Annotated in this window: 21 protein-coding genes and 2 pseudogenes; 11 read left to right on the top strand and 12 right to left on the bottom strand. The window is 62.4% G+C overall.

Annotated features, from left to right (window positions below; all coding sequences use genetic code 11):
* Window positions 1-58: 58 nt before the first annotated feature.
* The 6 genes from ACMZ6R_RS15855 to ACMZ6R_RS15830 all read right to left on the bottom strand — a co-directional run bounded on the left by ACMZ6R_RS15855 (window position 59) and on the right by ACMZ6R_RS15830 (window position 7,028).
* Window positions 59-1,198 carry a hypothetical protein gene (locus tag ACMZ6R_RS15855; RefSeq protein ID WP_416113203.1) on the bottom strand — a complete coding sequence of 380 codons (1,140 nt, stop codon included), beginning with the start codon at window positions 1,196-1,198 and terminating at the stop codon, window positions 59-61.
* Window positions 1,195-2,202, bottom strand: coding sequence for a radical SAM protein (locus ACMZ6R_RS15850; RefSeq protein WP_416113201.1), 1,008 nt, complete (start codon window positions 2,200-2,202; stop codon window positions 1,195-1,197). Before ACMZ6R_RS15850 ends, ACMZ6R_RS15855 begins: the two co-directional genes overlap by 4 nt.
* Before the next feature lie 66 nt (window positions 2,203-2,268).
* The gene (locus tag ACMZ6R_RS15845) at window positions 2,269-2,979 is read right to left on the bottom strand and encodes an energy-coupling factor transporter transmembrane component T family protein (RefSeq protein ID WP_416113199.1); all 711 of its coding nucleotides are present in this window, start codon (window positions 2,977-2,979) and stop codon (window positions 2,269-2,271) included.
* Window positions 2,963-4,381 carry an ABC transporter ATP-binding protein gene (locus tag ACMZ6R_RS15840; protein ID WP_416113197.1) on the bottom strand — a complete coding sequence of 473 codons (1,419 nt, stop codon included), beginning with the start codon at window positions 4,379-4,381 and terminating at the stop codon, window positions 2,963-2,965. Before ACMZ6R_RS15840 ends, ACMZ6R_RS15845 begins: the two co-directional genes overlap by 17 nt.
* The gene (locus ACMZ6R_RS15835) at window positions 4,378-4,959 is read right to left on the bottom strand and encodes a hypothetical protein (RefSeq protein ID WP_416113195.1); all 582 of its coding nucleotides are present in this window, start codon (window positions 4,957-4,959) and stop codon (window positions 4,378-4,380) included. The genes ACMZ6R_RS15840 and ACMZ6R_RS15835 overlap by 4 nt, the downstream gene beginning before the upstream one ends.
* The gene (locus ACMZ6R_RS15830; RefSeq protein WP_416113193.1) at window positions 4,947-7,028 is read right to left on the bottom strand and encodes a TonB-dependent receptor; all 2,082 of its coding nucleotides are present in this window, start codon (window positions 7,026-7,028) and stop codon (window positions 4,947-4,949) included. The genes ACMZ6R_RS15835 and ACMZ6R_RS15830 overlap by 13 nt, the downstream gene beginning before the upstream one ends.
* Window positions 7,029-7,524: 496 nt before the next feature.
* Between ACMZ6R_RS15830 and ACMZ6R_RS15825 the strand changes: the two genes are divergently transcribed.
* The 4 genes from ACMZ6R_RS15825 to ACMZ6R_RS15810 all read left to right on the top strand — a co-directional run bounded on the left by ACMZ6R_RS15825 (window position 7,525) and on the right by ACMZ6R_RS15810 (window position 12,770).
* Window positions 7,525-8,619, top strand: coding sequence for an energy transducer TonB (locus ACMZ6R_RS15825; protein WP_416113191.1), 1,095 nt, complete (start codon window positions 7,525-7,527; stop codon window positions 8,617-8,619).
* A gap of 733 nt (window positions 8,620-9,352) precedes the next feature.
* A complete protein-coding gene (locus tag ACMZ6R_RS15820) occupies window positions 9,353-11,089 on the top strand; it encodes a histidine kinase dimerization/phospho-acceptor domain-containing protein (protein WP_416113189.1) in 1,737 nt (578 codons plus the stop codon).
* Window positions 11,090-11,131: 42 nt separating this feature from the next.
* Window positions 11,132-11,767 carry a DUF47 domain-containing protein gene (locus tag ACMZ6R_RS15815; RefSeq protein WP_416113187.1) on the top strand — a complete coding sequence of 212 codons (636 nt, stop codon included), beginning with the start codon at window positions 11,132-11,134 and terminating at the stop codon, window positions 11,765-11,767.
* A complete protein-coding gene (locus tag ACMZ6R_RS15810; protein WP_416113185.1) occupies window positions 11,760-12,770 on the top strand; it encodes an inorganic phosphate transporter in 1,011 nt (336 codons plus the stop codon). The genes ACMZ6R_RS15815 and ACMZ6R_RS15810 overlap by 8 nt, the downstream gene beginning before the upstream one ends.
* Window positions 12,771-12,968: 198 nt before the next feature.
* On the opposite strand, the gene ACMZ6R_RS15805 is transcribed toward ACMZ6R_RS15810, so the two are convergent.
* The 3 genes and pseudogenes from ACMZ6R_RS15805 to ACMZ6R_RS15795 all read right to left on the bottom strand — a co-directional run.
* A complete protein-coding gene (locus ACMZ6R_RS15805; RefSeq protein ID WP_416113183.1) occupies window positions 12,969-13,643 on the bottom strand; it encodes a DUF47 domain-containing protein in 675 nt (224 codons plus the stop codon).
* A gap of 237 nt (window positions 13,644-13,880) precedes the next feature.
* Window positions 13,881-14,537 carry a LysR family substrate-binding domain-containing protein gene (locus ACMZ6R_RS15800; protein WP_416113205.1) on the bottom strand — a complete coding sequence of 219 codons (657 nt, stop codon included), beginning with the start codon at window positions 14,535-14,537 and terminating at the stop codon, window positions 13,881-13,883.
* Between the two features lie 36 nt (window positions 14,538-14,573).
* A pseudogene (locus tag ACMZ6R_RS15795) lies at window positions 14,574-14,750 on the bottom strand (LysR family transcriptional regulator); the annotation flags it as partial.
* Between the two features lie 529 nt (window positions 14,751-15,279).
* On the opposite strand from ACMZ6R_RS15795, the gene ACMZ6R_RS15790 reads away from it, so the two are divergent.
* The 6 genes from ACMZ6R_RS15790 to ACMZ6R_RS15765 all read left to right on the top strand — a co-directional run bounded on the left by ACMZ6R_RS15790 (window position 15,280) and on the right by ACMZ6R_RS15765 (window position 21,236).
* Window positions 15,280-16,008, top strand: a complete 729-nt coding sequence (locus ACMZ6R_RS15790; protein WP_416113181.1) for an electron transfer flavoprotein subunit alpha — start codon at window positions 15,280-15,282, stop codon at window positions 16,006-16,008.
* A gap of 42 nt (window positions 16,009-16,050) precedes the next feature.
* A complete protein-coding gene (locus ACMZ6R_RS15785; protein WP_416113179.1) occupies window positions 16,051-16,965 on the top strand; it encodes an electron transfer flavoprotein subunit alpha/FixB family protein in 915 nt (304 codons plus the stop codon).
* A 34-nt stretch (window positions 16,966-16,999) separates the two neighbouring features.
* The gene (locus ACMZ6R_RS15780) at window positions 17,000-18,472 is read left to right on the top strand and encodes an FAD-dependent oxidoreductase (protein ID WP_416113177.1); all 1,473 of its coding nucleotides are present in this window, start codon (window positions 17,000-17,002) and stop codon (window positions 18,470-18,472) included.
* An 87-nt stretch (window positions 18,473-18,559) separates the two neighbouring features.
* Window positions 18,560-19,867 (top strand): FAD-dependent oxidoreductase, encoded by a 1,308-nt coding sequence (locus tag ACMZ6R_RS15775; RefSeq protein ID WP_416113175.1) that lies wholly within the window; start codon window positions 18,560-18,562, stop codon window positions 19,865-19,867.
* An 11-nt stretch (window positions 19,868-19,878) separates the two neighbouring features.
* Window positions 19,879-20,166 (top strand): ferredoxin family protein, encoded by a 288-nt coding sequence (locus ACMZ6R_RS15770; protein WP_416113173.1) that lies wholly within the window; start codon window positions 19,879-19,881, stop codon window positions 20,164-20,166.
* A 173-nt stretch (window positions 20,167-20,339) separates the two neighbouring features.
* Window positions 20,340-21,236 carry a transporter gene (locus tag ACMZ6R_RS15765; protein ID WP_416113171.1) on the top strand — a complete coding sequence of 299 codons (897 nt, stop codon included), beginning with the start codon at window positions 20,340-20,342 and terminating at the stop codon, window positions 21,234-21,236.
* A gap of 326 nt (window positions 21,237-21,562) precedes the next feature.
* On the opposite strand, the gene ACMZ6R_RS15760 is transcribed toward ACMZ6R_RS15765, so the two are convergent.
* Window positions 21,563-21,898 (bottom strand): hypothetical protein, encoded by a 336-nt coding sequence (locus ACMZ6R_RS15760; RefSeq protein ID WP_416113169.1) that lies wholly within the window; start codon window positions 21,896-21,898, stop codon window positions 21,563-21,565.
* A gap of 456 nt (window positions 21,899-22,354) precedes the next feature.
* Here ACMZ6R_RS15760 and ACMZ6R_RS15755 point away from each other — a divergent pair.
* A pseudogene (locus ACMZ6R_RS15755) lies at window positions 22,355-22,468 on the top strand (IS1595 family transposase); the annotation flags it as partial.
* Window positions 22,469-22,785: 317 nt separating this feature from the next.
* On the opposite strand, the gene ACMZ6R_RS15750 reads toward ACMZ6R_RS15755, so the two are convergent.
* Both ACMZ6R_RS15750 and ACMZ6R_RS15745 read right to left on the bottom strand, forming a co-directional pair.
* Window positions 22,786-23,208, bottom strand: coding sequence for a type II toxin-antitoxin system MqsA family antitoxin (locus ACMZ6R_RS15750; protein ID WP_416113167.1), 423 nt, complete (start codon window positions 23,206-23,208; stop codon window positions 22,786-22,788).
* 141 nt (window positions 23,209-23,349) lie between these two features.
* Window positions 23,350-24,273: a hypothetical protein gene (locus ACMZ6R_RS15745; RefSeq protein ID WP_416113165.1), complete on the bottom strand. Its 924-nt coding sequence runs from the start codon at window positions 24,271-24,273 to the stop codon at window positions 23,350-23,352.
* Between the last annotated feature and the right edge of the window lie 267 nt (window positions 24,274-24,540).

Raw genomic sequence — 24,540 nt, 5'->3', positions numbered from 1 at the left:
GTCCGGGGGGAACCCTTTTCTTCAGAAAAGGGTTCCCCCCGGCACGTTTCCAATAGTCTTATTCCATCTTATCCTGACGATGGATAACGGCCATGAGGCCTTGGTTGTAGAGGTTTCGGGCGAAGCATTCGCAGGTCACGTCGCAGCCGGTGCACACGTGCATGAACATACTGCGGTTGCCCACGGCGATACTGCGCCCGCTGTAGGCTTCACCGATGGTGTCGGGGGAAATTTCCGTGAAGTATCCGGAAAACGGGTAGGGTTTGTGCTCGTCGTCGTCGAGGTAATAGCGGTAGCCGCCGTTGTGCTGGAAAATGGGGTGCCGGCCGGTGGAGATGGCCAGGAACTGGGCGTCGCCGGGTTCGTAGCGAAACCAGTCCAGGCCGTTGGCGCAGGTCGTTGCCGGCACGCCGAATTCCGCACAGCCCACGCCCTCGACAAGGGCCAGGGCCATGCGTTCCCCGGCGGCGAGCCGGGAAAGAATTTGCGCCCGGATATCGGTGAGGGAGGCGACGGGGCCGAGGTTGGCCGAGACCGGAATCACGGCGCTCGGCTCCGGGATCATGAGCAGCCGGCGCAGGGACGTGCCCTTGAAATAGCCGCCGGTCGCGGCCACGGCCATGTACTCGGGCAGTCGGTCTCCGTCGGCCGGGCCGCCGCCGAAAAGGTCGAGGATATCCTGTTTCGAGACGATGCGCGAAAGTCCGGGATGCCGGGAGAGCTCGTCGTGGTCACGGGCCGACAGGTCGTAGAGCCCGGCATAGTGGGCGCACCAGTTGCTGGTCACGGACAGGCCGTCCAAGTTTTCCAGGTCGATGGGCGTCTTGGCCGGCACAAGTTCGCCCGTGCCCACCAGCGCGGTGGTCATGCCGGACGCCGCGGCGAAGCGGGCCGCCTCGGCGAACGCGCCGGCCACGTGTTCCCGGCGCTCCTCGGGGGCAAGCGGGCTGTAGCGGCAGGAATAGTACTGCTGGGAATAGGACAGGAAGGCGAACCCCGGCTCGTAGCGGTCGATCAGGTCCAGGGCCGTGTCCGTAACCCAGGCGTTGCTGCCCCGGTCGCGGTCGCCGGGAAAGGGATGGCGGTCGAGGAGCCCTTTGACCATTTCGGTCGCGGGCGCGTCCGACTCGGTCGGCCGGCCGCTACGCAAGTCCACCACCTGCTGCCATTGCCGCGCGTCGAGAATGGCCAGACTCATGCCGTCGCCTCCTTGATGTTCCAGGCCATATGGGAGCCGCACAGGGCGATGCGCGCACCGCAGGACGGACAGAGGTCGCCATGGCAGTGGAAGGTGTCGAGCTTGTCCCCGCCGCAGCCCAGGCTATGGCGTTCGATGACCACCGCGCCGCAGGACGGACAATGGGTGTTGACCCAGCGCGAACCGATGAAGTTATGGAAATAGACGTAGTCGAGCCGGCGGCCGCAGTCCTCGATCTTGGCACTGATAGCCTCGATGCTGGGGTAGTCCTCGCGCTGCATCTTGTACTCCGGCAGCAGGCGAAACACGTGCCAGGGGATGTCGCGGCGGATATCGGCCAGAAAGGCGGCCATGGCATCGAGCTCGTGATCGTTTATGCCTTCGATGACGGGCGTGGTCACCTCCACGTGGACCTTTCGCGCCAGGGCCGCGATGTTGCGCAGGATCGGCTCGGCGTCGGGCACGCCCAGGAATTCCTGGCAGAAATCCGGCGACAGGCCCTTGAGGCTCACGTTGACGAAGGAAAAGACCCTTGCCAGCCGCTCGGCCGCCTCCACGGTGGCGTAGCCGTTGGTCAGGCAGCCCATGGGCATGCCTACGGCCCTGGCCTCCCGGGCCACCTGTTCGAGGCTTGGCAACGAGACCGTGGGCTCGTTGACGGAAAAGACGATGGCGTGGCAGCCGTGCTTGCGGGCCTTGTCCACCAGCGCCTTGGGGGACAGTTCGAGCATGATGTCGGTCAGGCCGGCCGGATCGACCTTGACCACTTCGGCGTTGGAGCAATAGCGGCACTCGAAGTTGCAGCCGGCCGTGCCGATAATGAGGCAGCGCGCCCCGGGCCAGGCATGGTAAAAGGGCACGGTTTCCACCCGGGAGACGGCCGTGGCGCACCATCTGTCCGGAAAGCGCTCTTCCACGCCCGCTTCCCCGGCCCGATACATCCGGCAGTAGCCGTACCCCTCCGGTCCGAGCCGGCAGCGCCGCTCGCAATAGCCGCATTCCATGGCATCACTCCTTGCCGCGCCTGATGCGCGGCCGGATTATTATCGCAGCACCAAGGGCAGGTGGCGTCAAGCCCAGCCCCGGCCCAGAAACCAGATAAGAATCGCCGCAACGCCCAACAACGCATCGCCAGGCGTGAGCCGGACCCTGGCCCCGCGCGCCAGGGCACCGCCGGAAATGCCCCGCATTTCGAGGGACAGGGCCAGGTCCGTGGAACGCTTCACCTGGGCCAGGAAGACCGGCACGAAAAGCGGCAGAAAGTTTTTGGGGTTGACCAGCCGCTTCGGCGTAAAGCCCCGGCAGCGCTGTACGGTGACGACGTGCATGGCCAGGGAAAAGACGTTCGGGACCATGGTGGCCAGGGTGGAGACAAAAAGCACGGCCTTGCCCGGCAGATGCAGGCCGCGCAGGGACAGCAGCAGGTCGGAAAAGGTCGTCCATTTGACCACCAGGATGTCCGCCAGAACGAGCAAAAAAAGGCGCAGGGAAAAAACGGACAGCCAGGAGAGGCCAAGCCACACGCCCTCGCGCCAGGTGGGGGCCTTTTCCACGCCGCCAAGAAGGAAAATGACCAGCGACGTGGGCAGGGAGGCGGCAAAGACCACGAACATCACCCACACGCTTTTGTCCCAGTCCCCCGAGACGGCAAGGGCCCCGGCCAAAAGGACGATCAGCCCGAGCAGCACCCGCCAGTCCTGGCAATAAAAGGCATAGGCGGAGAGGGATACGGCAAAGACGCACTTGCCCAGGGCCGAGGCGTTTTTAAGCGTGGCGATCATGACTTGCGAGATGGGGGTTTGGGCCGTCGGAGACGACGTGACCGTTTTCGAGGCGCACCCAGCGCGTGGCGGCCATGGCCGCAAAGGCGTCCTCGTGGGTGGCGAAAAGGATGGCCCTGCCCTCCCCGGCCAGACGCCGGACGATGCCGGCCATATGGGCCATGTTGGCATCGTCGAGGCCGGTGGTGGGCTCGTCCAGGCACAATACGGCCGGCCCGGCCACGAGGATGGCGGCCAGACACAGCCGGCGCTTCTCGCCGAAGCTCAGGGAAAACGGCGCCCGCTCGGCCATGCCGGCAAGGCCGAGGTTCGCCAGGATATCCCCGCAGCGCCGGGACCGCTCCTCCCGGGGCACCCCCAGGTTGGCCAGCCAGTAGCCGCACTCGGCCTCCACGGTGTGGGCGAAAATCTGGTCCTCGGGATTTTGGAACATGAGCCCCACATCGCGCCCCGGGGTGAGCCCGGGCCCGAGACGCACCGCGCCGGAGTCCGGCCTGACAAGCCCCTTGGCCAGATGCAGCAGGGTCGATTTGCCGACGCCGTTGGCGCCGAGCAAGGCCACGGATTCGCCTGGCCGCACGGCTAGGTCGATGTCCCGCAGCACCGGCTCGCCTTTGGCGTAGCGGAAGGAAAGATTGGAAAAGACGACGGCCGGCTCCCCGGCGGCATCGATCGGCGCAAAGGGCGGCAGGTCCGCTGCCACGGCCGGATTGACGTGGGCGGCGCGGGCCTCGAAGGGTCCATCGGCCACCAGCCTGCCGTCGGCCACGGACAGCACGCGCTCGGCAAAGCCGGACAGCCGGGCCAGGTCGTGCTCGATGACCAGGACGATCCAGCCGTGGCAGCGGCACAAACGGCCCAGATGGTCGAAAAGTCGGTCCGCGGCGGCGGCGTCCAGGTAGCTCGTGGGTTCGTCGAGAAGCAGCACTTTGGGCTCCATGGCCAGCATGGACATGACGGCGGTCAGCTGCTTTTGGCCAAGGGAGAGCCGGGACACCGGCGCGTCGCGGTGCGCGCCGAAGGCGTAGCGGTCAAGGAGCGCGTCGGCCACGGCGGCGCAAGACGCCTCGTCCCGGCCGCGCACCCGCAGGGCCAGGGCCAGCTCCTCGTAGACCGTGCGGCAAAAAAGCTGGGCCTCGGGGTTCTGGCCGACCAGCCCGGCAAACCCGCACGGCGCGCCGTCCGCGCCATCCACGCCGTCGAAGCGCAGCATCCCCGTGGTCTCGCCGGCCAGGGCCAGCCGGTGCGCCCCGCACAGATGATAGCCCAGGGTGGATTTGCCCGCGCCGGAGGGGCCGACGATGCCCACCCGCTCACCCGGCGCGATGCGCAGGCTCACGTCGCAAAGGATGGGCCTGTCCGCGCCGGCCGGCACGAAGGAGACGTCACCCAGTTCAATCATGGCGCCAATCGCAGCATGGCCACGGCCTGAAGGCCGTTGACCCGTTTCCAGACCGTAAGCGCCAGCCACACGCCAAGGGCGTTGATGCCGAGCGAGGTGACCAGGGAGATGCCGAAAAGGACTTGCGAGGCCGTGGCCCAGGGCATGCCCATGGCCACCCGCACGACCATGGCGGCGCTTGGGCCGATGAGCCCGCCGACGAGTATGGCCACGTAGGTCCTTCCCCGCGGCATGGCGCTTTTCAGCCAGGTGAACAGCGCGTCGTACACCACGCCCTGGACGAGCGCGGGCACGAGCTTCAGGAAACCGGGGTCGCCCCCGGCCGCCGGCATAAAGACGGCGGCCAGGAGTCCCCAGGCCAGCTCATAGGCGATAAGCGTGCCGAAGCGGTCGAGCATCAGCCGCGTTATCACCATGAGCATGACCGAGACGACCATTTCGAGCCGCGCCACGGCGTGAATGGTCGTCAGTTGCAACGCGGTCTTGAAGACCATGCCCCAGCCGAAATCCAGCGCCACCATGGAGGCGAAGAAAACGATCTGGGCCGTGGTCAGACCGCGCTTTTTCAGAACTTGCATGACAGTTCCATGAAGAGCATCCGTCCGGGATTGAGCGTGTTGGGGTTGTGGGCGTCGACGTACTGGTGGTTCAGCAGGTTCTCGCCGGAAAGCGCCACGGTGAAGTTCTTGCCGTAGCCGCCGAGGAAATCCAGATTACGCCAGAGTTTGGCGTTGACCAGGGCGTGGGGCGGAATGATGTTGGCGTCGGAGTTGAGGTCGTCGCCGTACATGAGCCCCACGTACTGCACGGCAAACTTGGCGTTGACGTACTTGTTGAGCCAATTGAAGCCGGTATTGAACGAATTTTGCGGCACATAGGGCAACAGCTTGCCCACGAGATCGGGACGACCCGGGAAGTCGGCCACCCGGGAATCGTTGAAGGTGTAGTTGGCGAAGAGCGTGAACCGCTTGAGCACGTCGATATTTTGGAACTTGAAGGGGTCCCATTCGCCGTTGAGCTCCATGCCCCAGATCTGCACTTCGCCGATGTTCTGCTTCTGAAAGATGCCGGGAAGGACCGTCACGTAGGACTGGAAATCACGCCCCACGGAGAAGTAGCCCGATCCCGACAGGCGCACGTTCTCCAGCGGCTGCCAGTCCGAGCCGACTTCGTAGGTATCGAGCTTTTCCGGTCCGAGGGACGGATTGGAAATCTTGGAGCCGCCCTTCATCTTGCCCGTGCGGTACATGTCGTCGAGCAGGGGGGCGCGGAAGGCGTGGCCGTAGGACAGGTAGGCGCTCAGGTTGTCCAGGAAGAAGTATTTGACCGAAGCGCGGGGGCTCCAATCGTCCCAGGTATGATCGGGATAATACTCGGTGTACTTGCTGAGCTTGGCGATGTTCGTGTCGTAGTGGCCGTCGAAGGTCGTTGCGTTGTCGTAGCGCAGGCCGGCCAGGAAAATGAGTTTGTCGTCCAGGAACTTGAGCTGGTCCTGGGCAAAGAGGCCGTAGCTGCGGATCTTGCCGTAGTCCGTGGCGAAGAGGGGATCGGTGCGGTAATAATCCGTGCCGTCCATGATGCCGAGGCTGTAGTCGAAACCCACGGTGAAGGTGTTGAAACCCACGACTTTGGACAGGTTGGTGAGCAGGCCGTAGTTCTTGCGATCGACCTTGGAATCGGTGCGGCTGTAGCTGTCGAGGTCCGTGTAGTCCGACCAGGATTCATTGGTGCGGTCGTAATGCACATCCTGGAAATAGGCGTTTATCACCGTGGACCAGCCGCCCCAGGAGCCGGTGAATTTGCCCTGCCAGGCGTCGGTGTCGTAGCCGCGGTGCTTGCCGTCGTAGGCGAAGTATTCCGTGCCCTCGCCGGCCTTCTGGTTATCCTTGGTATACTGGAACTCAAGGTTGTTGTTTTCGTTGATGTCCCAGCCGGCCTTGATGTTGAGCGTCTTTTCCCGGATGAAGGAATCGACCGAAAAGGGCGTCTGCTCGTCGCTCGGCGTGGCCATGTAGCCGGGCGAATTGTGGTACCGGGCGGAGGCCCGCAGATAGAGGGCCCTGGGCTCCTCGGAGGTGCGCAGGGCGGCCACGCCCCGCACCTGCCAGTCGTTGTAGGTGCCGTAGGTGGTCGAAGCCGAGGCCGAGGCGACCTTGGTCGGCTTTTCGGTGATGATGTTGATGACGCCGCCCATGGCGTTGTTGCCGTAGATCGAGGCGGCCGGGCCTTTGAGGATCTCGATGCGCTTGATGTCCTCGAGGTTGATGCGGTTCCAGTTCACGTCGCCCATGTCGGAACTGTTCTGGGGCACGCCGTCGATGAGCACCAACGTGCGGCCCTGCTCGTTGCCGAGCCCCCGCAGCGACACCACCGATTTGAAGCTGAACACCCCGCTTGGCCGCTCCACGTGGGCGCCCGAGATGTAGGAAAGGGCCTCGTCCACGGTCTGGACCGGCATTTCCTTGAGCTCCCGCCTGGTGATGACGGCGACGCGGCCGGGCACGTCCTTCATCGGCTGCTCGGTGCGCGTGGCCGTGACCACCATGTCGTTCATCCGGGTGTCCGCCTCCCCCGACTGCTGCCCGGCGGACAACGACGGCGCCAGACACACGCCCGCAAACAGTACCATGACCATGAAACGCTTCATGTTCCCCCCGTGATCGGCCCGCATCCGCAAGCCCGTTTAATCCTTGCCATCACCGAACGACGCAGCGCACCGTCCGGCCCCTCTCCCCTCCGCGCGGCCCCGGCCGACCGGCCCTGTATGCCGGCAGCCGACCGCTTTTGTTTGCCGCCGATCGAGCCCCATGTCGCGGGATGCCCCGCACCCGCCACTCTCCATCCACGGCTACGAAACCTTGTGAACAAAAGCCTGACGCACTGACGACTGCCATGCCTACTATCACGATTATTTCAATATGCATGACAGTAATGTCTGTTCAAAAAAACAGACGTTATAGCCCGGATTACCTCTCAATGATGAAAGGAATAAAACAGCATTGCAGCAGCATATCTTGACATTGGCAGTCCCTTAGGTGAAGGTTTCCAAAATAGCAATAGTACACGATTTTTAAATAATCGTGATACTTCAACGTGTTTTCCATTCAACTGGATGGATCATCGTCTTTCCCGCGCAGTACGCTATGGAACACTCTACCGGACACATCCTCCACGACATGGAGCAAGACGCCGCCTTCCTGGATGCGGGGCCGGTCATCTGCGAGCAGTGCAGCCTGGAGGAACTGGAAATCATCAGGTGCACGCTGTTCGATGCGGCCACGGACAAACCGCGCCGCAACGAAGCGCCCTGGATATGGCTCACTCTGTCGCTTGGGCTGCATGCCGTGTTGCTGGTGTCCCTGGCCGCCGCCGGCGTGTTCACCCTCACCCACGAAGATCGGCCGCTCGAAACCGTGGTCGAACTCAATCTCGGCGGCCTGGCCGGCCCGGGCGGTTCCGGCGGGAACGGGCAACTGCCCGGCGGCGGCGATGGCCGGCCGGCCGGAGGAACGGCTACGCAGCCGGCCGCTCCGGAGCCACCGGCAATGGCGCCGCCGGAGGAACCGAGTCCCCCGCCCGAACCGGCCGCCCCGCCACAGCAGGCCGCGCCCGTGCCCTCTCTAAAAAAAGCGCCGACGCCTCCCACGCCACAACCGGCACCGGCCGTCGCGCCCAAAGCCAAGCCGGAACCGACGCCCAAGGCGCGGCCGGAAACCAAGCCGGCCGCCAGACGCCCGCCCCGCCCCAGCGCGCGCCAGGTGCGGCCGGAACCGACGCCGGCAGCCGCGCCGGTCGTGGCCGCAACAGGCGGACAGGGCCAGGGAGCAGGTCTGGGAAGCGGAGAAGGCGCGCCGGGCATCGGCGGCCAGGAAGGGGGCAAGGGACCGGGCCATGGCCCGGGAACGGGAGGCTCCGGCGGCGCGGGACCCGGCGGCGGGGGCGGCGGCGAATACGTGGGCGCGTTCGGCACGGGCGACGGCCCGATATTTCGGCATCGCACCCTGCCCCGTTATCCCGGCAACGCCAGGATCGACGGCGAGGAAGGCTCGGTGGTGCTGCGCCTTTTCATCAACGCGGCCGGTGAACTGCAAAACGCCGAAGTGGTCCGGCAGACCAGCCTGGATTTCGCCCGTTCGGCGCTCGTGGCGGTCAGGGCCTCAACCTTCTTCCCGGCCAAACGTGACGGCCATCCCGTGCCCTGCCGCGCCTTGCTGACCATCCGGTTCAAGCTGGACTGACCCACCCCCGACAATGTCGCCGTGCGGGCAAGGCCAAACGTGCCCGCGCGCCAGACCGACACGTTCCCACGGTCAAGACAGGCGCAAGAGCCTGCGCGCCGTGGCGCTCCCGCCCCCCGGAGCGCCGTTGCGGCGGCGGCCATGTTCAGGATTTTATACCCGCCCCTTGGCAGGCGGCGAGAATCCCGGGCCCCGGTCCGGCCGGAAAACCGGTCGCTCCAAACGCGGCGGTCTCCCCGGAACGGCCCGGAAAGGCCCGGAAACGCCCGACCGGCGGCGACAGGCCCACGACCAAAATGAAAAAGGCTTTCCGGGAGCCACCCGAAAAGCCTTTTTCCAAAAAGTGTTGTTGAGAGGAAGGATATTTTCTTTCTAGCAGGCTCCGTGCCAGGATACGCAATCCGGCGCGCCAAACATTTTTTAATTTATTTTACAGCATGTTATAATCAAATCCCGACAACATGCCGGCGAAGACGGTCCCCAGGCGGGTACAAAATTCTGTACCTCGCCAAAAATGTCTTTGAAAGCGGGACAAGGATTTGTACCCGGCGCGATCGCCCCCGCCAAACACCTCCCGCATCGCTCGCGCGCCCTGCCGCATTGCCCCGCCGCAACGCCCGCCCTGGCAAGGAAGACCCACGTTGCCCCTTGCCCCCGAAGCCCTGGCCGCCTATATCTCTGCGTCACGAAATCGTCATAACGTCGAGATGATTTCGCCACACAAGGATCACCTATGGCCAACCGCTCCATCCGCTTGCATTTTCTCCTCTGGACCTGGGGATTTTTCCTGCTGGTCCTGTGCGGGGTCTTCATCTTCGTCACGAACCGGGCCGAAAGGGCCCTGGTGGAGGAGGCGGAGCAACGGGCCAAAGCCTCCCTGGACATGGTCACCTTCCTGCTGGCCCGGGAGCCGGACCTGGGGACCGAGTCCGGACTGGCCCATTTCGCCGATACCCTCGGCATGCACCTGGGCCTTCGCCTCACCTACATCGTTTCCGGCCGGGTCGTGGCCGATTCGGCCGTGCATGCCGAAGGTGTGGCCGCCATGGAGGACCACGCCGGCCGGCCCGAGGTCCGGGCGGCGAAGGCCGGCGGTGTCGGACAGGATGTGCGCAAAAGCCAGACGCTGGGCCGCGACATGGTCTACGTGGCCAAGGCCTATGCCGGCGGCAACGGCGTGCCGGCGGGCATTTTGCGGCTGGCCTTGCCGGTGTCGGCCCTTGGCGGGGAACTGTCGCGGTTTCGCGACGGGCTGCTGGCCGTGCTGGCCCTGGTGTTTCTGGCCGGGGGCGTATCCGCTTTCGGTCTGGCCCGGAGCATGTCTCGCTCCATCGGCGAAATCGCCGACGTGGTCGCGGCCGTGGGCCGGGGACACTACGACCGGCGCATCCACATCGTCCCGGCCCGGGATTTCGCGCCGCTGGCCGGAGCCATCAACGTGCTGGCCGAGCGCATCGGCGACCATGTCCGGGAAATCGAGGAACACCGCCAGCGCCAGGAAGCGGTGTTCGAGAGCATGGCCGAAGGGGTGGCCATCCTGGATGCCGACGAGCGCATCGTGGCCGCCAACCGCGCCCTGCGGGAGATGTTTCCCAAAAAGGCCGATCTCGTCGGCCGCTCGCCCCTCGAGGCCGGTATGCCGCTGTGCGTGGAGCGCGCCCTGGCCGCCTTCGCCCCGGAGGGCGGCGCGGCGCAGCGCGTGGGCCGCTTCGAGCTGCAAAACGCCAGAGTGACCGAGGTGACCGTGGCGGCGCTGCCCGGCGAAGCGCATACGTCCGGACGCGTGGTCACCTTTCACGACGTGACCGAGGCCGCGACCATGGACCGCATTTTCCGCGACTTCGTCATCGACGCCTCCCACAACCTGCGCACTCCCCTGACCAAGGTGCGCGGCTTCGCCGAGACGGCGCTCACCATGCTCACCAACCGGACGCCCGACGCGCCGACCGGGGCGCAGGGAACGGATGCGGCGGCGCAAGCGGCCCCGGCCAAGGCGCTCGACGCGGTGGTCCGCGCCGCCGACGACATGAAGACCATCATCGATGACCTTCTGGCCGCCGCCCGCGACCGCTATGCCGCCGCCAGGGCCGCCGCGGCCAGCGACGCGCTGTCCGCCCTCAAGCAGGCGCTGGCGACCCATGCGCCGCTGTTCCGGGCCAAGAAAGTAACGGCGCGGCTGGAGAATGCGCCGACCGGGGCCTTCCCCGTGCTGGCCGGACACGAGGCCATGGTGCGGGCTTTCGGCTCGCTGCTGTCCCAGACGCCGGACGCGGTGGAAGTGGCCGTCAGCGTGACGCGGGAGCAGGACTGTGTGGAAGTGCGTTTCAGGGGTCCGGCCAATCTCGACCTTGTCCTGCCCGTGGCGGAGCTGTCTCCCTACGGCGGGGAAGCGTTGCTCGACGGGGCCATCCGGGTGGTGCGCCTGCCCCTGGCCGGCGTGAAGCAGCGCGATTTCGGGAAACCGGCCTGACGCACGGTTTCCCCCTACAAGCAGCCAAAAAGCGGAGACGCCATGGGGTTCAGCCTGTTTCCCAGGTCCGTGAAATTCTACGACCTGTTTGCCGAGCAGCACCGTAAACTCGTCAAGGCGGCGATCATCCTCGACGAACTGTTCACCACCTTCGACGACGTGGAAGATCGCTGCCGGCGCATCACCATCATCGAGTCCGAGGGCAACACCATCAGCCGGCGCATCGCCAAGGAACTCTCGCTTACCTTCATTACGCCCATCGACCGCGAGGACATCCACGAGATCAACCTCACCCAGGAAGACATCCTGAACCTCATCAAGGCCATCGCCTCGCGGGTGGGGCTTTTCGGTTTCGACCGCATCCGTTATCCCGCCCGGCGCATCATCACCAACCTGCGGACCATGATCGAGGAAATCGGGACCGTGCTCGTGCACATGCGCCAGAACAAGCAGGCCGAGCAGCAGTTCCTCAAGATCGAAGGCCTCAAGCACGAGTGCGAGACCCTGATCATGGTCGGCATAGGCGAACTGTACGACGGCGGGGAGGAGTGCGCCGGCTATCAGACCATTCTCGAAATCGTCAAATGGAAGCACCTGTTTGACCGCATCGAGGCGGCCGTCGAGCGCACCGAATCCCTCTCCGACGTGCTCGAAGGCGTGGTGCTCAAGAATGCCTGATATTCCCGTACTGCTCGTGGCGGTGGTCGCCATCGCGTTGCTCTTCGACTTCACCAACGGTGCCCACGACAGCGCCAACGCCATCGCCACGGTTGTTTCCACCAAGGTGCTTTCGCCACTGACCGCCGTGTGCATGGCCGGCGTCCTGAACCTGCTGGGCGCGTTTCTGGGCACGGCCGTGGCCCATACCATGGGCAGCGGCATCGTACGGCCCGAGGTGATGTCCGGCAGCCAGGGCGTGGTCCTGGCCGCGCTCATGGGGGCCATCCTCTGGAATATTCTCACCTGGTACTGGGGGCTGCCCTCGTCGTCCTCCCACGCCCTGGTCGGCGGGCTCATCGGCGCGGCCGTGGCCTACGGCGGCTGGGATACGCCAAGCTACGGCTCCATCGCCCACAAGGTCCTGCTGCCGCTGGTGCTCTCGCCCCTGGCCGGCTTCGGAGCCGGCTACCTGCTTATGGTGCTCTTGTCGTGGCTGGTGCGCCGCAGCACGCCGCATCGGGTCAACGGGGTATTCAAGAAGCTGCAAATCCTGTCCTCGGCCTTCATGGCCACAAGCCACGGCCTAAACGACGCCCAGAAAACCATGGGCATCATCACCCTGGCCCTGTTCCTGGGCGGAACGATTCCGGAAATGACGGTGCCCTTCTGGGTCAAGCTCGCCTGCGCCGCGTCCATGGGCCTCGGCACGGCCTCCGGCGGCTGGAAGATCGTCAAGACCATGGGGCACAAGATCTTCAAGCTCGAGCCCATTCACGGCTTTGCCGCGGAAACGGCGGCGGCCATGGTCATCAGCGGGGCCTCGGCCCTGGGCGCGCCCATCTCCACAACCCACACCATCTCCACCACGGTCATCGGCGTGGGCGCGTCCAAACGCCTGTCCGCCGTGCGCTGGGGCATAGCCGGCCGGCTGGTCGTGGCCTGGGTCATGACCATCCCGGCGGCGGCCCTGGCCTCGGCGACCTGCTACTGGCTGCTGTCCATCACCGGCATCGCCCGGTAATGGCGAAAAAAGGAACCGGGGGGAAACCTTTCTGAAGAAAGGTTCTCCCCCCGGGCCCCCTTCCAAAGACTTCTAACGATAACAATATGTTATCGTCCACACACCATCCTAGTTAAAAAATTTAGGAAAGGGAGAGCGCGAGAGGGGAGAACCCTTTTTAAAGGGTTTCCCCTCTCGCACTGTTCCCCTCCTCTTCTCTTAACGCGCCAGCATGGCCCGCAGGATATCGGCGCAGCTTTCGGCGTTGTGGCTGGCTCGGAAGACGTATTCCACGAAGCGGATGATCCGGTAGACGGCCCCGAAATCCATGTCCGAGGCGTAGGCGGCGGCGATCAGGCCGCGCTTGGCCTTGACCACCTTCAGATGCTGTTGGCGCACGGCCTGGATATTGGCCTTGATGGCGCCGCGATCGCCACGGCCATGGAGAATGCCGTCCATGGTCGCGGAAAGCGCCGCATGCAGCAGAACCACGGTCTCGGCCGCCTCGGCGACGCTGATCGTCAGGGCATCGGCCAGGGCCGCGGGGACTTCGAGGGGGGACAAGGCGAGCCAGGTCGTGGCTTCCTGGACAGCGTCGAGGATATTGTCCTGGCGGCGCGTGTAGTCCAGGAAGAGCGTCTTGTCGACGACCATGAGCCAGGCGACGGGCAGGTGGTTGCGGATGCGGCGTTTGACCTTGTCGGCCTCGGCCTCGAGGGTGTCGATCTCGCCGGTCAGGACGCGAAACCCCTTGTCCGGGCGCTTGGTGATGGCGTGCTTGAGGGCTTCGCTTAAAAGGGACATCCCCCAGGCCACGGGCCGGTAATGGTCGAGCAGGCCTGTCAGGTATTCTTGGCGGCGTGGAGAAAGAAAATGGAGCGGAGCGGGCAGCATGGAAATCTCCTTGCACGGGGCGACATGCCTCCGCCCTGAAAATGCCAGAAAAAGGCCATGTTGCAAAGCCGTCCCGGGCCTGCCTCCGTGAAAACGCCCCCCCGGGGCCTGGGACGGCGGCGCGGCGCAGCATCGGGAAGTTCCCGGCGCGGGGCTGGGTGGCGGCCCGGATGGCCCGCATCTTGCCGTGATCCCCGTCCCCTCGCCTCCTTCCGGCGACGCGGGTCGGACCAGGCCCTAGCCCAGCTGCACGAAATTGGCCGCCGCCGGGCTTAACTCCCCACGCCGCCAGCACAAGTGCATACGCACGTCCTCCATGTCGCTGTCCACGAGCTTTTTATAGACCACTTCGGCCGGGCGGCAGGTCGGGATATTGTAGACCATGGCCACCCCCAGCTTCGCCTCCACCAAAGCCACCGCGCAGGGAGCGCTGTCGGCGCACTCCCGAATGGTCGGCGTGAAGTCGGCCTTCTGGCAGGCCTGGATCATCCTGCGCTGCAGGTTGTGCGCCGGGTGGTCGGTGGCCACGATAAAAGGCTGATGCATGGCCTGGGCAAGGGTGACCGTGCGGCAGGACGCCAGGGCATTGGAGCGATGTACGGCCAAGACCATCGAGGGACTCGCGATCGGGCAGGATTCAAAGGCTTCATCTATCACTTCCCCGTCGCTGCAGATCAGATCCAGGGAATCCGAATGCAACTTGTCCAAGAGCTCGCCGATGAGCATTTCCCGCAGCACCAGCTCGACGTGCGGAAACCGCTCGTGAAACAGACGGATCATGCGTTTGAGGTCACACAGAATCGCTGTCGTCACAAAGCCGATGGTCAAGCGGCCCTGCTCGCCCTGCGCTGATCGCTTGGCGGCCTGACAGGCCAATTCCATTTGCTCCTGCACGCGAACGGCTTCCTGATAAAACGCGCGTCCCGCAGCCGTAAGTCTTACCGTGCGTGTCGTTCGTTCGAACAAGACAACGCCAAGAACCTCCTCAAGTTGTTTTATCGTGTGGGTTAATGATGGCTGCGTAATATGGAGTTCATTTGCCGCACGATTAAAATGCAAATGACGCGCAACGGCGATGAAGCAGCGCAGTTGACGAAAGTCAAACATCGCAACCTCCGTGATCCTCTATTTTATGTGCATTTTTTCACAATCAAATAGACAAAAAATCCCCTCGTAAAACGGTTTCCTTCCCCGCAGCCCCCGAAAAAGCGCCTCCGGTCAACTGCGGATTTCCCAATACCCAAGGGTTTCCGCGATACGCCCGGGGGCAAAAACACACAAGACCTTGCGCCGCCCGCTGGCGTGGACCTGTTGCCGCGCGCCTCTCCGAACTTCCATACTCCTGCCCCCCCGAAAGACGGCTGCACCTTGGCAAAGGTGCGCTCGTCGGCAATTCATAGAATGAATCTATCAATAACAATAAAACAATTAATAATGTTCGTGAATAAATCACTACCACACAAAGTATAGGACTGCAATAAACAATTCATGATAGCACTTTTACACCAATGGCTAAGGACAAACCTGGAGTGTGTGCGTTTCTAGAGAAGCATCCGTGCGTATAGAACGGCTTTTTTATCACGAAATCACGAGAGCAACCTGCATATTGGCTTTCGCCATGGAGGCATCAGCAAGGATGAAAACAGTCATTGTTTACAAGTGGGCCAGGGATGCCAAGGACGCGGCCGTCAGGAACGACGGCTCCGTGGATTGGCGCAACGCGAAGATGAGCCCGGGAGAGGACGATTTCGCCGCGCTCGAGGCCGCCAAAGCCATTGCGGACGGCGGGGAAATCGTCGGCCTGACCATCGGCGACGGCGACGCCAGCTGGGTCCTGGCGCGCGGCGTGAAGCAGGCCGTCTCGATCACCGACGCGCCCAACCTCGTGGACAATGCGGCCACGGCGGCGGTCATCGCCGCCGCTGTCAGGAAGATCGGCGACGTGGACATCGTCACGATCGGGGACTCCGAGGAATACGCCGGCGTCCCGGTGGCCCTCGCCGGCCTGCTGGGCTGGCCGGCCGTGGCCCACGTCGACAGCGCCAGCGCCGCCGACGGGCGCGTGCGCATCACCCGCAAGCTGGGCAAGGACGTGCAGACCATAAGCCTTGCCGCCCCGGCCGTCGTCGCGGTCAGCGCCGCATCCCCCGAGAAAAAGGCTCCCGGAATGAAAGAGCAGCTGATGGCCCGCAAGCGCCCCATCGGCAAGCTGACCCTCGCCGAAATCAGCGCCGGCAGCGCCGAGGCGGTTGCGAGCCGGGCCACAAGACTGCCCGAAACCACCGCCGCCCGCCTCTTCGGGGGCGAGCCCCCCGCAGCTGCCGCGCAGCTCGTCGACGCCCTGCGGGGCGAGGGGGTCTTGTAGCATGCCGGAGACTTACGCGGACAACGAGAAAGGAGAGGCCCAATGAACGAGGCATGGATCATCGTGACAGAGGAAAAGCCCACGCCCGCCCTGGTGGCCGCGGCCAAGGGACTGGGAGGGAAGGTCATCGCGGCCGTGGTCGGACCGCGCGCCCTGGCCGAGGCCGTCGCGGTCGCCGGCCCCGACGCGGTGAAGTGGATCGAGACGGAACAGGGGCGTCCGGCCGAGGCCTACGCCGGCTCGGTCGCCCGACTTATCGCGGCCGACGCGCCCAGAGCGGTCGTCGCCAACGCCTCCGCCGCGGGCCGCGTCCTTGCCGGCGCGACCGCGGCGAAGCTCGGCGCAGCCATGGTCCCGCGCGGCCTGAAGCTGTCGGCCGACGGCGAGGACACCCTCGTGGAACGCGCGGACCTGGACGGCAGGGTCATCGAGACGATCGCCTCCGCCGGGCCCGTGGTCACCTTCTATGCCGGAGACGACGTCGCGCAGCCCCCCTGCCCCCCGGCTCCCATCGAGACGGTCGCCGCGACTGGCGTCGCCGACATCACGCTCGAGAAGATCGAACCGGCCGCCGGGGCCGATGCGGGCATCACCAAGGCCAGCGTGGTCGTCTCGGTCGGACGCGGCCTGAAGAAAAAGGACGACCTGACGCTCATCCAGGGCCTGGCCACGGCCCTCGGTGCCGAAATCGGCTGCAGCATGCCCGTGGCCGACGACCTGGGCTGGGTCGAAAAGGAGCGCTATGTGGGCCGGTCCGGCCAGCATATCACGCCCCGACTCTACATCGCCGTCGGCATCCAGGGGGCCCCGCAGCATCTGGAAGGCATCCGGGGGACCAAGGTCATCGTTGGCATCAACAACGACCCCGACGCGCCGATTTTCAAGGCCGCCGACTTCGGCATCGTGGGCGACCTCTACGAGGTTGTCCCCGCCTTGCAAGCGGCCCTTGGCAAATAACGCCCAGTCAAACCAAGCCAGGAGGAGATGTGACATGGCTCAAGAGTTCGATTCCCACTACGACGTCATCGTGATCGGCGGCGGCGGCTCGGGCCTGTCGACCGCCGTGCAGGCCGCCAAGAACGGCCTGACCTGCGCCGTGCTCGAAAAAGAAGAGCAGCTCGGCGGCAGTTCGGCCTTTGCCGAAGGCCACGCGGCCTTCGAGTCCGACGAGCAGAAAAAGCGCGGCATCACCGTCACCAAGCAGGAAGCCTACACCGCCTACATCGACTACTCGCACTGGCGCTGCGATTCGGCGCTGGTGAACCGATTCGTCGAGAACGCCGCCACCACCATCACGAAGATGCGCGACGAGGTGGGAGCCGTCTATGAGGACGTCACCATCACCGCGCCCGAGCAGCCCGGCGAACTCGTCACCTGGCACCTGCCCGAAGGCGAGGTCGCGCATCTGCTCGAGCTGCTCGAAGCGGACGCCCGCCGCCGTGGCGTCGACATCTTCCTGTCCACCCCCGCAACCAGGATTCTGCGGGGCGAGGACGGCAAGATCAAAGGCGTGGTCGCCAAGGACGCCGACGGCGAGACCGTCAGGCTCGGGGCCAGGGCCGTCGTGGTCGGCTCCGGCGGCTACGCCGCCAATCCCGCGCTGATCAACAAGTACGGCAAGTTCAAGATCGGCGAGCACGTCATCAACGCCGGCGGGAAAGGGAACACCGGCGACGGCCTCAAGATGATGCAGGAGGTCGGCGCCGTCGAGAACTCCAATATCGGCACCATGGTGTTCTTTCCCCTGATGCGTGACAAAACCGTCACCAGCCATGTCAACAACGCCGGCATGCAGCCCTCTTTATGGGTCGACAAGTACGGCCGGCGCTTCACCAACGAAACCGTGGGCCTCAACTTCGGCAATGCCGGCGACCTCATGGTGGGCCTGCCGGACGCGATGTTCTGGTGCATCCTCGACCAGGACTACATCGATATGCTGGTCAACAAGGGCAACTTTGTCGGCCTTGGCATCTACGTCCGCAACTACGAAAAACTGATCCATCTGCCCGGGGAACTCGAGGCTGACGCCGCAAATAGCAGCTGCACCAACGTCCACAAGGGAGAGACCCTCGAGGCGCTGGCCGGCAAGATCGGTGTCGCTCCAGAGGTGCTGCGCTCGGAAGTCGGGGAGTACAACGGCTACGTCAGTGCCGGCGAGGACAAGAAGTACCGCAAGGACCCGAAGTATCTCTTTCCCTGCAATCGTGGCCCCTTTTACGCCATCAAGATGGAACCCGGCATCATGGTCAGCGTCGGCGCCATCAAGATCAATGAATACATGCAGGTCCTCGACGCCAATGGTGGGGTCATTCCAGGCCTCTACAGCGTCGGTTGCGATGCGGGCGGCCTGTTCGGCGAAAGCTACCAACTGACGATTCCGGGCTCGGCCAACGGCTTCGCCCTGACGTCGGGCTGGCTGTCGGCCGACGACATCGCCGAGAAAGTCAACGCCGGCGCACTCTGATTCCGTATTCGTTTGAAAGCCGGGCCGCTCGAAACCGGGCGGCCCGGCCCACCCGTTCCAATGACGGTTTTGGGGGAGAGAAACCTGATGGCTGAAGAAGCACTCGAGGTCGATGCCGACGTCATCGTGATCGGCGGCGGCGTGGCCGGCACCGTCTGCGCCCACCAACTGGCGCAAGCGGGCAAGCAAGTCATTTTGATCGAACGCGGCGGGCAGCCCGGCGCAAAGAACCTCTCGGGAGGGATCTTCTACTGCCGCGTGATGGAACAGGTCTTCCCGGATTTTGTCGGAGAGGCCCCGGTGGAGCGTCGCATCACGCGCAATGTGCTCTCCTTCCTCAATCCGACGTCGCACTTCAATGTCGACTACTGGGATCAGCGCCTGGGCGATCCCGTCAACGCGGTGACCGTGCTGCGGGCCAAGCTGGACGCCTGGTTGGCGGAACAATGCGAGGATGCCGGCGTCATGGTGATGCCGGGCATCCGGGTCGACAGCCTGCTGTTCGAAAACGGGCAGGTGGTCGGCGTCAAGGCCGGCGAGGATGAACTCCACGCCCATGTGGTGGTCGCCGCCGACGGCGTCAATTCGTTTATCGCCCAGCAGGCCGGCATCCGCGCCAAGGAGCCAGCCCAAAACCTGGCCGTCGGCGTCAAAAGCGTGATCGGCCTGCCCGTCAAAGTCATCGAGGACCGCTTCAACGTCACCGGCAACGACGGGGTCGCCTACGCCCTCGTCGGCGACTGCACCCAAACGGCGGCGGGCGGCGGCTTTCTGTACACCAACAAGGAGTCGATCAGCGTCGGCGTGGTGCTGCGCCTCGACGACCTGGAGGCCAAGGGTCTCACGTCGAGCGAGGTGCACGACCACTTCCTGGGCCACCCGGCCATCGCGCCGCTTTTGCGCGACGGCGAGTTGCTGGAATACGGCTGCCATCTGACGATCGAAAACGGCCCGGCCATGGCCTCCCACGGCCTCGCCCGGCCGGGGCTGCTCATCATCGGCGACGCCGCCGGCTTCACGCTCAACACCGGCCTGACCATCCGCGGCATGGACCTGGCCGCCGGCTCCGGCATCGCCGCCGCCAAGACCATCGTCAAGGCGCTCGAACGCGGCAGCTACGGCCAGCAGGACATGGACGACTACACAAAGCAGCTGGACGCCACGTTCGTCGGCGCCGACATGAAGACCTACGCCAAGGCGCCCAAGTTCCTGGAAGTGCCGCGGATGTACCAGGAATATGGCCTGCTGCTCACCGACATCTTCCACGACATCTACAGCTGCGACACCACGCCCCGCAAACACATCGCGGCAACGGCGGCCGGTGCGTTCAAGCGCTCGAAGGTCAAGCTGCTTACGGCCCTCGGGGACATGCTCAAGGCCGCCAGGGCGCTTTAGGGAGAAAGGACATGACGATCTTTGGAGATGTCACGCAACGTCTGGGGGGCAACACGTACGTCGTCGACGAGCAGTCGCACATAGAAGTCAACCAGGAGATCGCCCGAAAGACCGGCACGGGGAAATTGCTGGTCCGGGTGTGCCCCGCCCACGTCTATTCCGAAAACGAGGACGGCACCATCGGCGTTTTGTTCGCGGCCTGTCTGGAATGCGGCACCTGCTTGGCCGTGGCCAGCCCCGGCGCGCTCACTTGGCATTACCCGAACGGCGGGTTCGGCATCGCCTTCCGCGAAGGCTGAACCGCCATGACGGCAAGGGGAGATACGACACAGCTTGCAGGCGCATGACGCCTTGGATTCCGCTTCGAAATTTAAACGCCGCCGGATCAGGGGACCATTGCGGCAACAAGCCTGTCGTGAGGGAAGCGGAAGACGGCTTGTTCCCTATTGCGGGAAAACACTGGAGGGATTGTATGAAACGGGCATGTTTTCTTTTTCTTGTGGGGTATGCTCTATCCTGCGGCTTGGCGTTTGCCAGTAGCGGGCACTATGTCAATGGCGTCGAAGGGATCAAAGCAGCCACATTGCCTCCCGAAGGGTTTTACGTCAGAGAGTATTCTGTATATTACAACGCGCCTGAGTACCGGGACAAGAACAATAAAATTGTCAACAACGACTTCAAGCTCAATGTTTATTGCCAAGTCACGCGTCTCATATACTCATCGAATATTGCGGTGCTTGGCGGCAATCTCCTCTTCGATGCCGTGATACCGTTTCAGTATACCGACAATTCCTTCAAGACAGGGCAATCCTCCCCGCGCTCCAGTGAGGACATGTTCGGCCTTGGCGACATCCTGATTGAACCCCTGCTCCTCAGTTGGCATGGTGACAGGTATGACGCCGCCATTGGAGCAGGCCTGTACATTCCGACCGGTTATTTCAGCAAGAATCATCCGGCAAGTCCCGGCAAAGGCTTTTATACGATGATGTTCACCGCGGGCGGGACCGTTTATTTCGACCAGGAAAGGACCTGGAGCGCATCCATTCTGTCCCGGTACGAAGTGAACACACAGCAAAACGAAACGAACATTACCCCTGGCAATGACTTTCATTTTGAGTGGGGTGTCGGAAAAACCTTCAACAAGACCATGACGGTCGGCGCTGCGGGCTACTGTTCATGGCAGACGACCGATGATAGCGGCAGCGGCGCAACGGATGATCGCACGACGATCTATGGCATCGGGCCGGAAGTCGCCTTTGACATCCCGGCGTACACCACTTCTGTTTCCCTGCGCTTCATAAAGGAATTCTCCGGACAAAACAGTTCGCAAGGCAGCATTGGCACGTTGACGCTGACGAAACGATTCTAGGGATTTTGTCCAGCCGGTGTTTCCCGGCCCGATCCCTTGGAGAAAATGAGTTGAGGATACGGCGTCGCCGACTCCCTGCCGCGCCGCGCACGCTTCGAATGCGGCGCGGACGCGGCTCCGACGCGAAAGCCGCATCGCGCATGCCGCACCGCAGCCTTGGAGCAGGCGGCAAAAAATTGAAGCATCGAACACAAAATGGGCTGTCGCAAAAGCGACAGCCCATTGCAATTGCGGCAGCCCGAGGCTGGCCTTACCCCAAACGCAAAGCCGCATGAGCACGTGCCAAATAAGGCGCAAATCAGTGCCGAATCACGCGCCGCCTTACGCTACTTCCCCCCACCGGAATGGCCTCCAGCCTTTTTGGCGCTTGCCGCATCGGCAAAGCCATAGCCGCACACGCCGCCGCACCGGGTTACGTCGTTGATGTCCTTCTGGTCGAGGGGAAAAAGCCGGCAGGCTTTGGGCCGGCATTTGCCGTACACGCGGCACAAACGGTCCTTTGTCAGCATCGGGCAAGCGATGGTAAAATGGCAGCACGTCCCGCACTGGTGGCATTCCCCCTGGCGGACGCGCAGTTGCCGGGCCACATAGCCCTTGCGGAAATGCACAGCGAAAAGACGTCTGACCTTGCCGATGAAAATACGTGCTCCGTGTCTGGTCATTACCATTGTCAATCCTTGGTGCCCCAATATCACAAATTTTGCCATCCAGCACTGACGGCACCATCGTCATCCATTCCACCGGGGCATGCCAACGGGAAACAGGGAGACCGGAAGGCAGCCCAACTTCCCCGCTTTCACGTGAGAGGATGGCAACGGATATCATTTCCGGTCGGGTGGGAAAACTGGAGTGCGGAACTTGGCTGGGATAGCCGGTTTTCGTTTGCGCGGGAAAAGTCTCGTTCCCAGCGTCACCTTGCGTCGCCTAAAAAGCGACACAAAATACCCCAATATGAATAAAAGGTCACGCCCGGCCATCAGGGGCGGAGCCCCAGTTTCCGGTAGGGATTGCCGAGGAAGAGACGGCAGGGGCGTCGGTGCCTTGGGGGAAAAAGGGACTTCGAGGAGCGCGCCGGCGGCGTCGGGGGGCGGCATTGTCCAAGTCGGTCAGGGCGGCCACACACGCCGCGCTATCTGGCCTCATTCGGATATCGATTCAATCGCCGCTATAACTTGGCGGCAATGCTCGCTCGTTTGGTCTGGGTCTCGTCACGGACCCCGCCCATGCCCTGAAATTCTGGTGCCCGAGGCCGGAATCGAACCGGCACGTCCCGAAGAACAAGGGATTTTAAGTCTCAAAAATCGCTCAATTTTCACCATACGTTTCCACAAATATTCAAATAATATCAGCTGGATGAGTACTTATGAATTTTCATGAAAACGCACGTTTTTCCAGACCGAGTGGAGCAAAATTGGAGCAAATTGGAGCAACATTTTTTGGCTCTTCGAGGCGCAATGTGCGGTTGCCCCGGCCTTGGCGAGAATGATTATCCAGCCTCGGGGTTGAACTCAGGGCCGGATGACCAGTTCACCCCGGGACTGTGCGGTCATCAGCAGGAAGGACGGTCCTGATTTTCCCGAAGGATGGTCAGCGCGTCAGGCAGGGCGTCAAGCACCTTCAAAAGGTTAGTCACGGCCCGACTGGTCAGGGCATCCCCCTTCTCGTATTTGGTAAACGCTTTCGGTCCGCCACCGATAAGGTCGCCGGCCGCCGCCTGGGTTAGACCCAGCTTTTTCCGGATGCGCTTTACCTGAGGACCATCCAACAGCCCCTCGCACTTCGCCTTCATGGCGTTTAGTGCCCGATCGGAGCCCTTCATGTCCGCACGGGTATAGAGACCTTCCCCACATTTCGGGCAATACCATCCAGGCATGGCGACAGTCATCGTCTGTCCCTTGTAGGAAAATTCCACCGGCCTCACGTCACGAACCATTTCGGTTCCATCTTCGTGGCACATGGGATTTGTTTCCATGTTATTTCTCCTTGAACGAGAGCAGATCAAAGGCCGAAATCCTTCAAGCCATAAATTTCACGTACAAAATCCCAGCGGATGACCCGCAGGTAAATAATACCAATCCCGAATGGCACCGTCACGCTGTAATCTGACGATCGATCAACCCTTCATTTGCGACCGTCTACTCCCCCCATGCTTGAATTCCTCATCTACCCTTAGCCATGCCTCAGCCAGCAAAAGTTTTGGGTAATTAAGCCAGAAATGCGCACCAAAATCTGCAAAGTAAGCGTCCCATGCTTCAATCTCAACGCTCGACACCCTTGGATGTTTATCAGAATACTCTAATGCCCTTAATACATCTTCACTACTTTCAAGCGGCAACCCCAATGACAAAAGTCGTTGTGCAACAAATGGGAAATATCCCATTTTATCTAGACACATATTTAAGTAAAAATTGTTTTGATTAAATATTTTTTTCTGCCTTATTTCCACAGGTGTTGGGACAATGCTACGTAATTCTCTTTTTACTTCATAGACACGTTGGATCATCCTTATTCTTCTTCGATACTCACCATGTCTACTTGGCAAGTCATGGTCGCGACAAAGACACTTGTTATTACCGTATTGCCTCCAAGGGATAGCGCGCCAACACAACTGGCACGTTAAGTGATGATGAATTTTATAACGAGGCGCACTCTCATCTCCATCAGAGAATACATTGCCATACGATTTCCTGTGAGGCTGCTTCTCTATTAAAAATCTTATGTTATCAATAAACTCAAGGAATCTAAATGTATGATTGTTTATAAAACACTCCATCAAGTTTTCACCATCTGAAATTTTCTCTACCGGGTCCCACTTTGGACAATGTTTCTTAGCCAACACGACTAGACTATAGTCCATATCCTCCCATGTAGTAGATCGACCTTTAGGCAACAAGACTCCTTCGATACTCCCCGCATCGCCAGCTATCTCTCCAAAATTCAAGACAATCGCTTCTGCGATGGCCTTCGATGCCAAAACAGTATTTTTCCCCATCAGGCATTCCGAAGGGTCAATGCATTTCAAATCATCATCTATCACAATAAATATCCATTATTTTAAGGATGTTAGTTCAAGTTGGAATTTTAACGGATGGAGGACTCCCCACTTATCCATGCAGAAATTGCGGTGTGCCCCTGAATTTCCAAGCACGTCCATAAATCTCACAACTATGGAGGAAGATGGAGTAGCCCCCAATTAGACCGGATACCCTGGCCAACCGAAGAGGTAGGGCTAGAGGTATGTCCAGACCTAGTGCTAACGAGTTTACCACGGTCGAGTTGGTGAACGAGGTCCAGCGTCGTCGCT

It is taken from the genome of Solidesulfovibrio sp. C21 (assembly GCF_047785625.1).
Classification (GTDB): domain Bacteria; phylum Desulfobacterota; class Desulfovibrionia; order Desulfovibrionales; family Desulfovibrionaceae; genus Solidesulfovibrio.
Note: the sequence above shows the minus strand (reverse complement) of the source record. Positions and strands in the feature narration are given on the sequence as shown.

Coding starts and splice junctions, on each gene's coding strand:
- ACMZ6R_RS15770 (WP_416113173.1), top strand. CDS start 19,879: ATGACGATCTTTGGAGATGTCACGCAACGTCTGGGGGGCAACACGTAC.
- ACMZ6R_RS15790 (WP_416113181.1), top strand. CDS start 15,280: ATGAAAACAGTCATTGTTTACAAGTGGGCCAGGGATGCCAAGGACGCG.
- ACMZ6R_RS15805 (WP_416113183.1), bottom strand. CDS start 13,643: ATGCTGCCCGCTCCGCTCCATTTTCTTTCTCCACGCCGCCAAGAATAC.
- ACMZ6R_RS15810 (WP_416113185.1), top strand. CDS start 11,760: ATGCCTGATATTCCCGTACTGCTCGTGGCGGTGGTCGCCATCGCGTTG.
- ACMZ6R_RS15765 (WP_416113171.1), top strand. CDS start 20,340: ATGAAACGGGCATGTTTTCTTTTTCTTGTGGGGTATGCTCTATCCTGC.
- ACMZ6R_RS15845 (WP_416113199.1), bottom strand. CDS start 2,979: ATGATCGCCACGCTTAAAAACGCCTCGGCCCTGGGCAAGTGCGTCTTT.
- ACMZ6R_RS15780 (WP_416113177.1), top strand. CDS start 17,000: ATGGCTCAAGAGTTCGATTCCCACTACGACGTCATCGTGATCGGCGGC.
- ACMZ6R_RS15835 (WP_416113195.1), bottom strand. CDS start 4,959: ATGCAAGTTCTGAAAAAGCGCGGTCTGACCACGGCCCAGATCGTTTTC.
- ACMZ6R_RS15825 (WP_416113191.1), top strand. CDS start 7,525: ATGGAACACTCTACCGGACACATCCTCCACGACATGGAGCAAGACGCC.
- ACMZ6R_RS15830 (WP_416113193.1), bottom strand. CDS start 7,028: ATGAAGCGTTTCATGGTCATGGTACTGTTTGCGGGCGTGTGTCTGGCG.
- ACMZ6R_RS15760 (WP_416113169.1), bottom strand. CDS start 21,898: ATGACCAGACACGGAGCACGTATTTTCATCGGCAAGGTCAGACGTCTT.
- ACMZ6R_RS15750 (WP_416113167.1), bottom strand. CDS start 23,208: ATGGAAACAAATCCCATGTGCCACGAAGATGGAACCGAAATGGTTCGT.
- ACMZ6R_RS15820 (WP_416113189.1), top strand. CDS start 9,353: ATGGCCAACCGCTCCATCCGCTTGCATTTTCTCCTCTGGACCTGGGGA.
- ACMZ6R_RS15775 (WP_416113175.1), top strand. CDS start 18,560: ATGGCTGAAGAAGCACTCGAGGTCGATGCCGACGTCATCGTGATCGGC.
- ACMZ6R_RS15840 (WP_416113197.1), bottom strand. CDS start 4,381: ATGATTGAACTGGGTGACGTCTCCTTCGTGCCGGCCGGCGCGGACAGG.
- ACMZ6R_RS15850 (WP_416113201.1), bottom strand. CDS start 2,202: ATGGAATGCGGCTATTGCGAGCGGCGCTGCCGGCTCGGACCGGAGGGG.
- ACMZ6R_RS15785 (WP_416113179.1), top strand. CDS start 16,051: ATGAACGAGGCATGGATCATCGTGACAGAGGAAAAGCCCACGCCCGCC.
- ACMZ6R_RS15855 (WP_416113203.1), bottom strand. CDS start 1,198: ATGAGTCTGGCCATTCTCGACGCGCGGCAATGGCAGCAGGTGGTGGAC.
- ACMZ6R_RS15815 (WP_416113187.1), top strand. CDS start 11,132: ATGGGGTTCAGCCTGTTTCCCAGGTCCGTGAAATTCTACGACCTGTTT.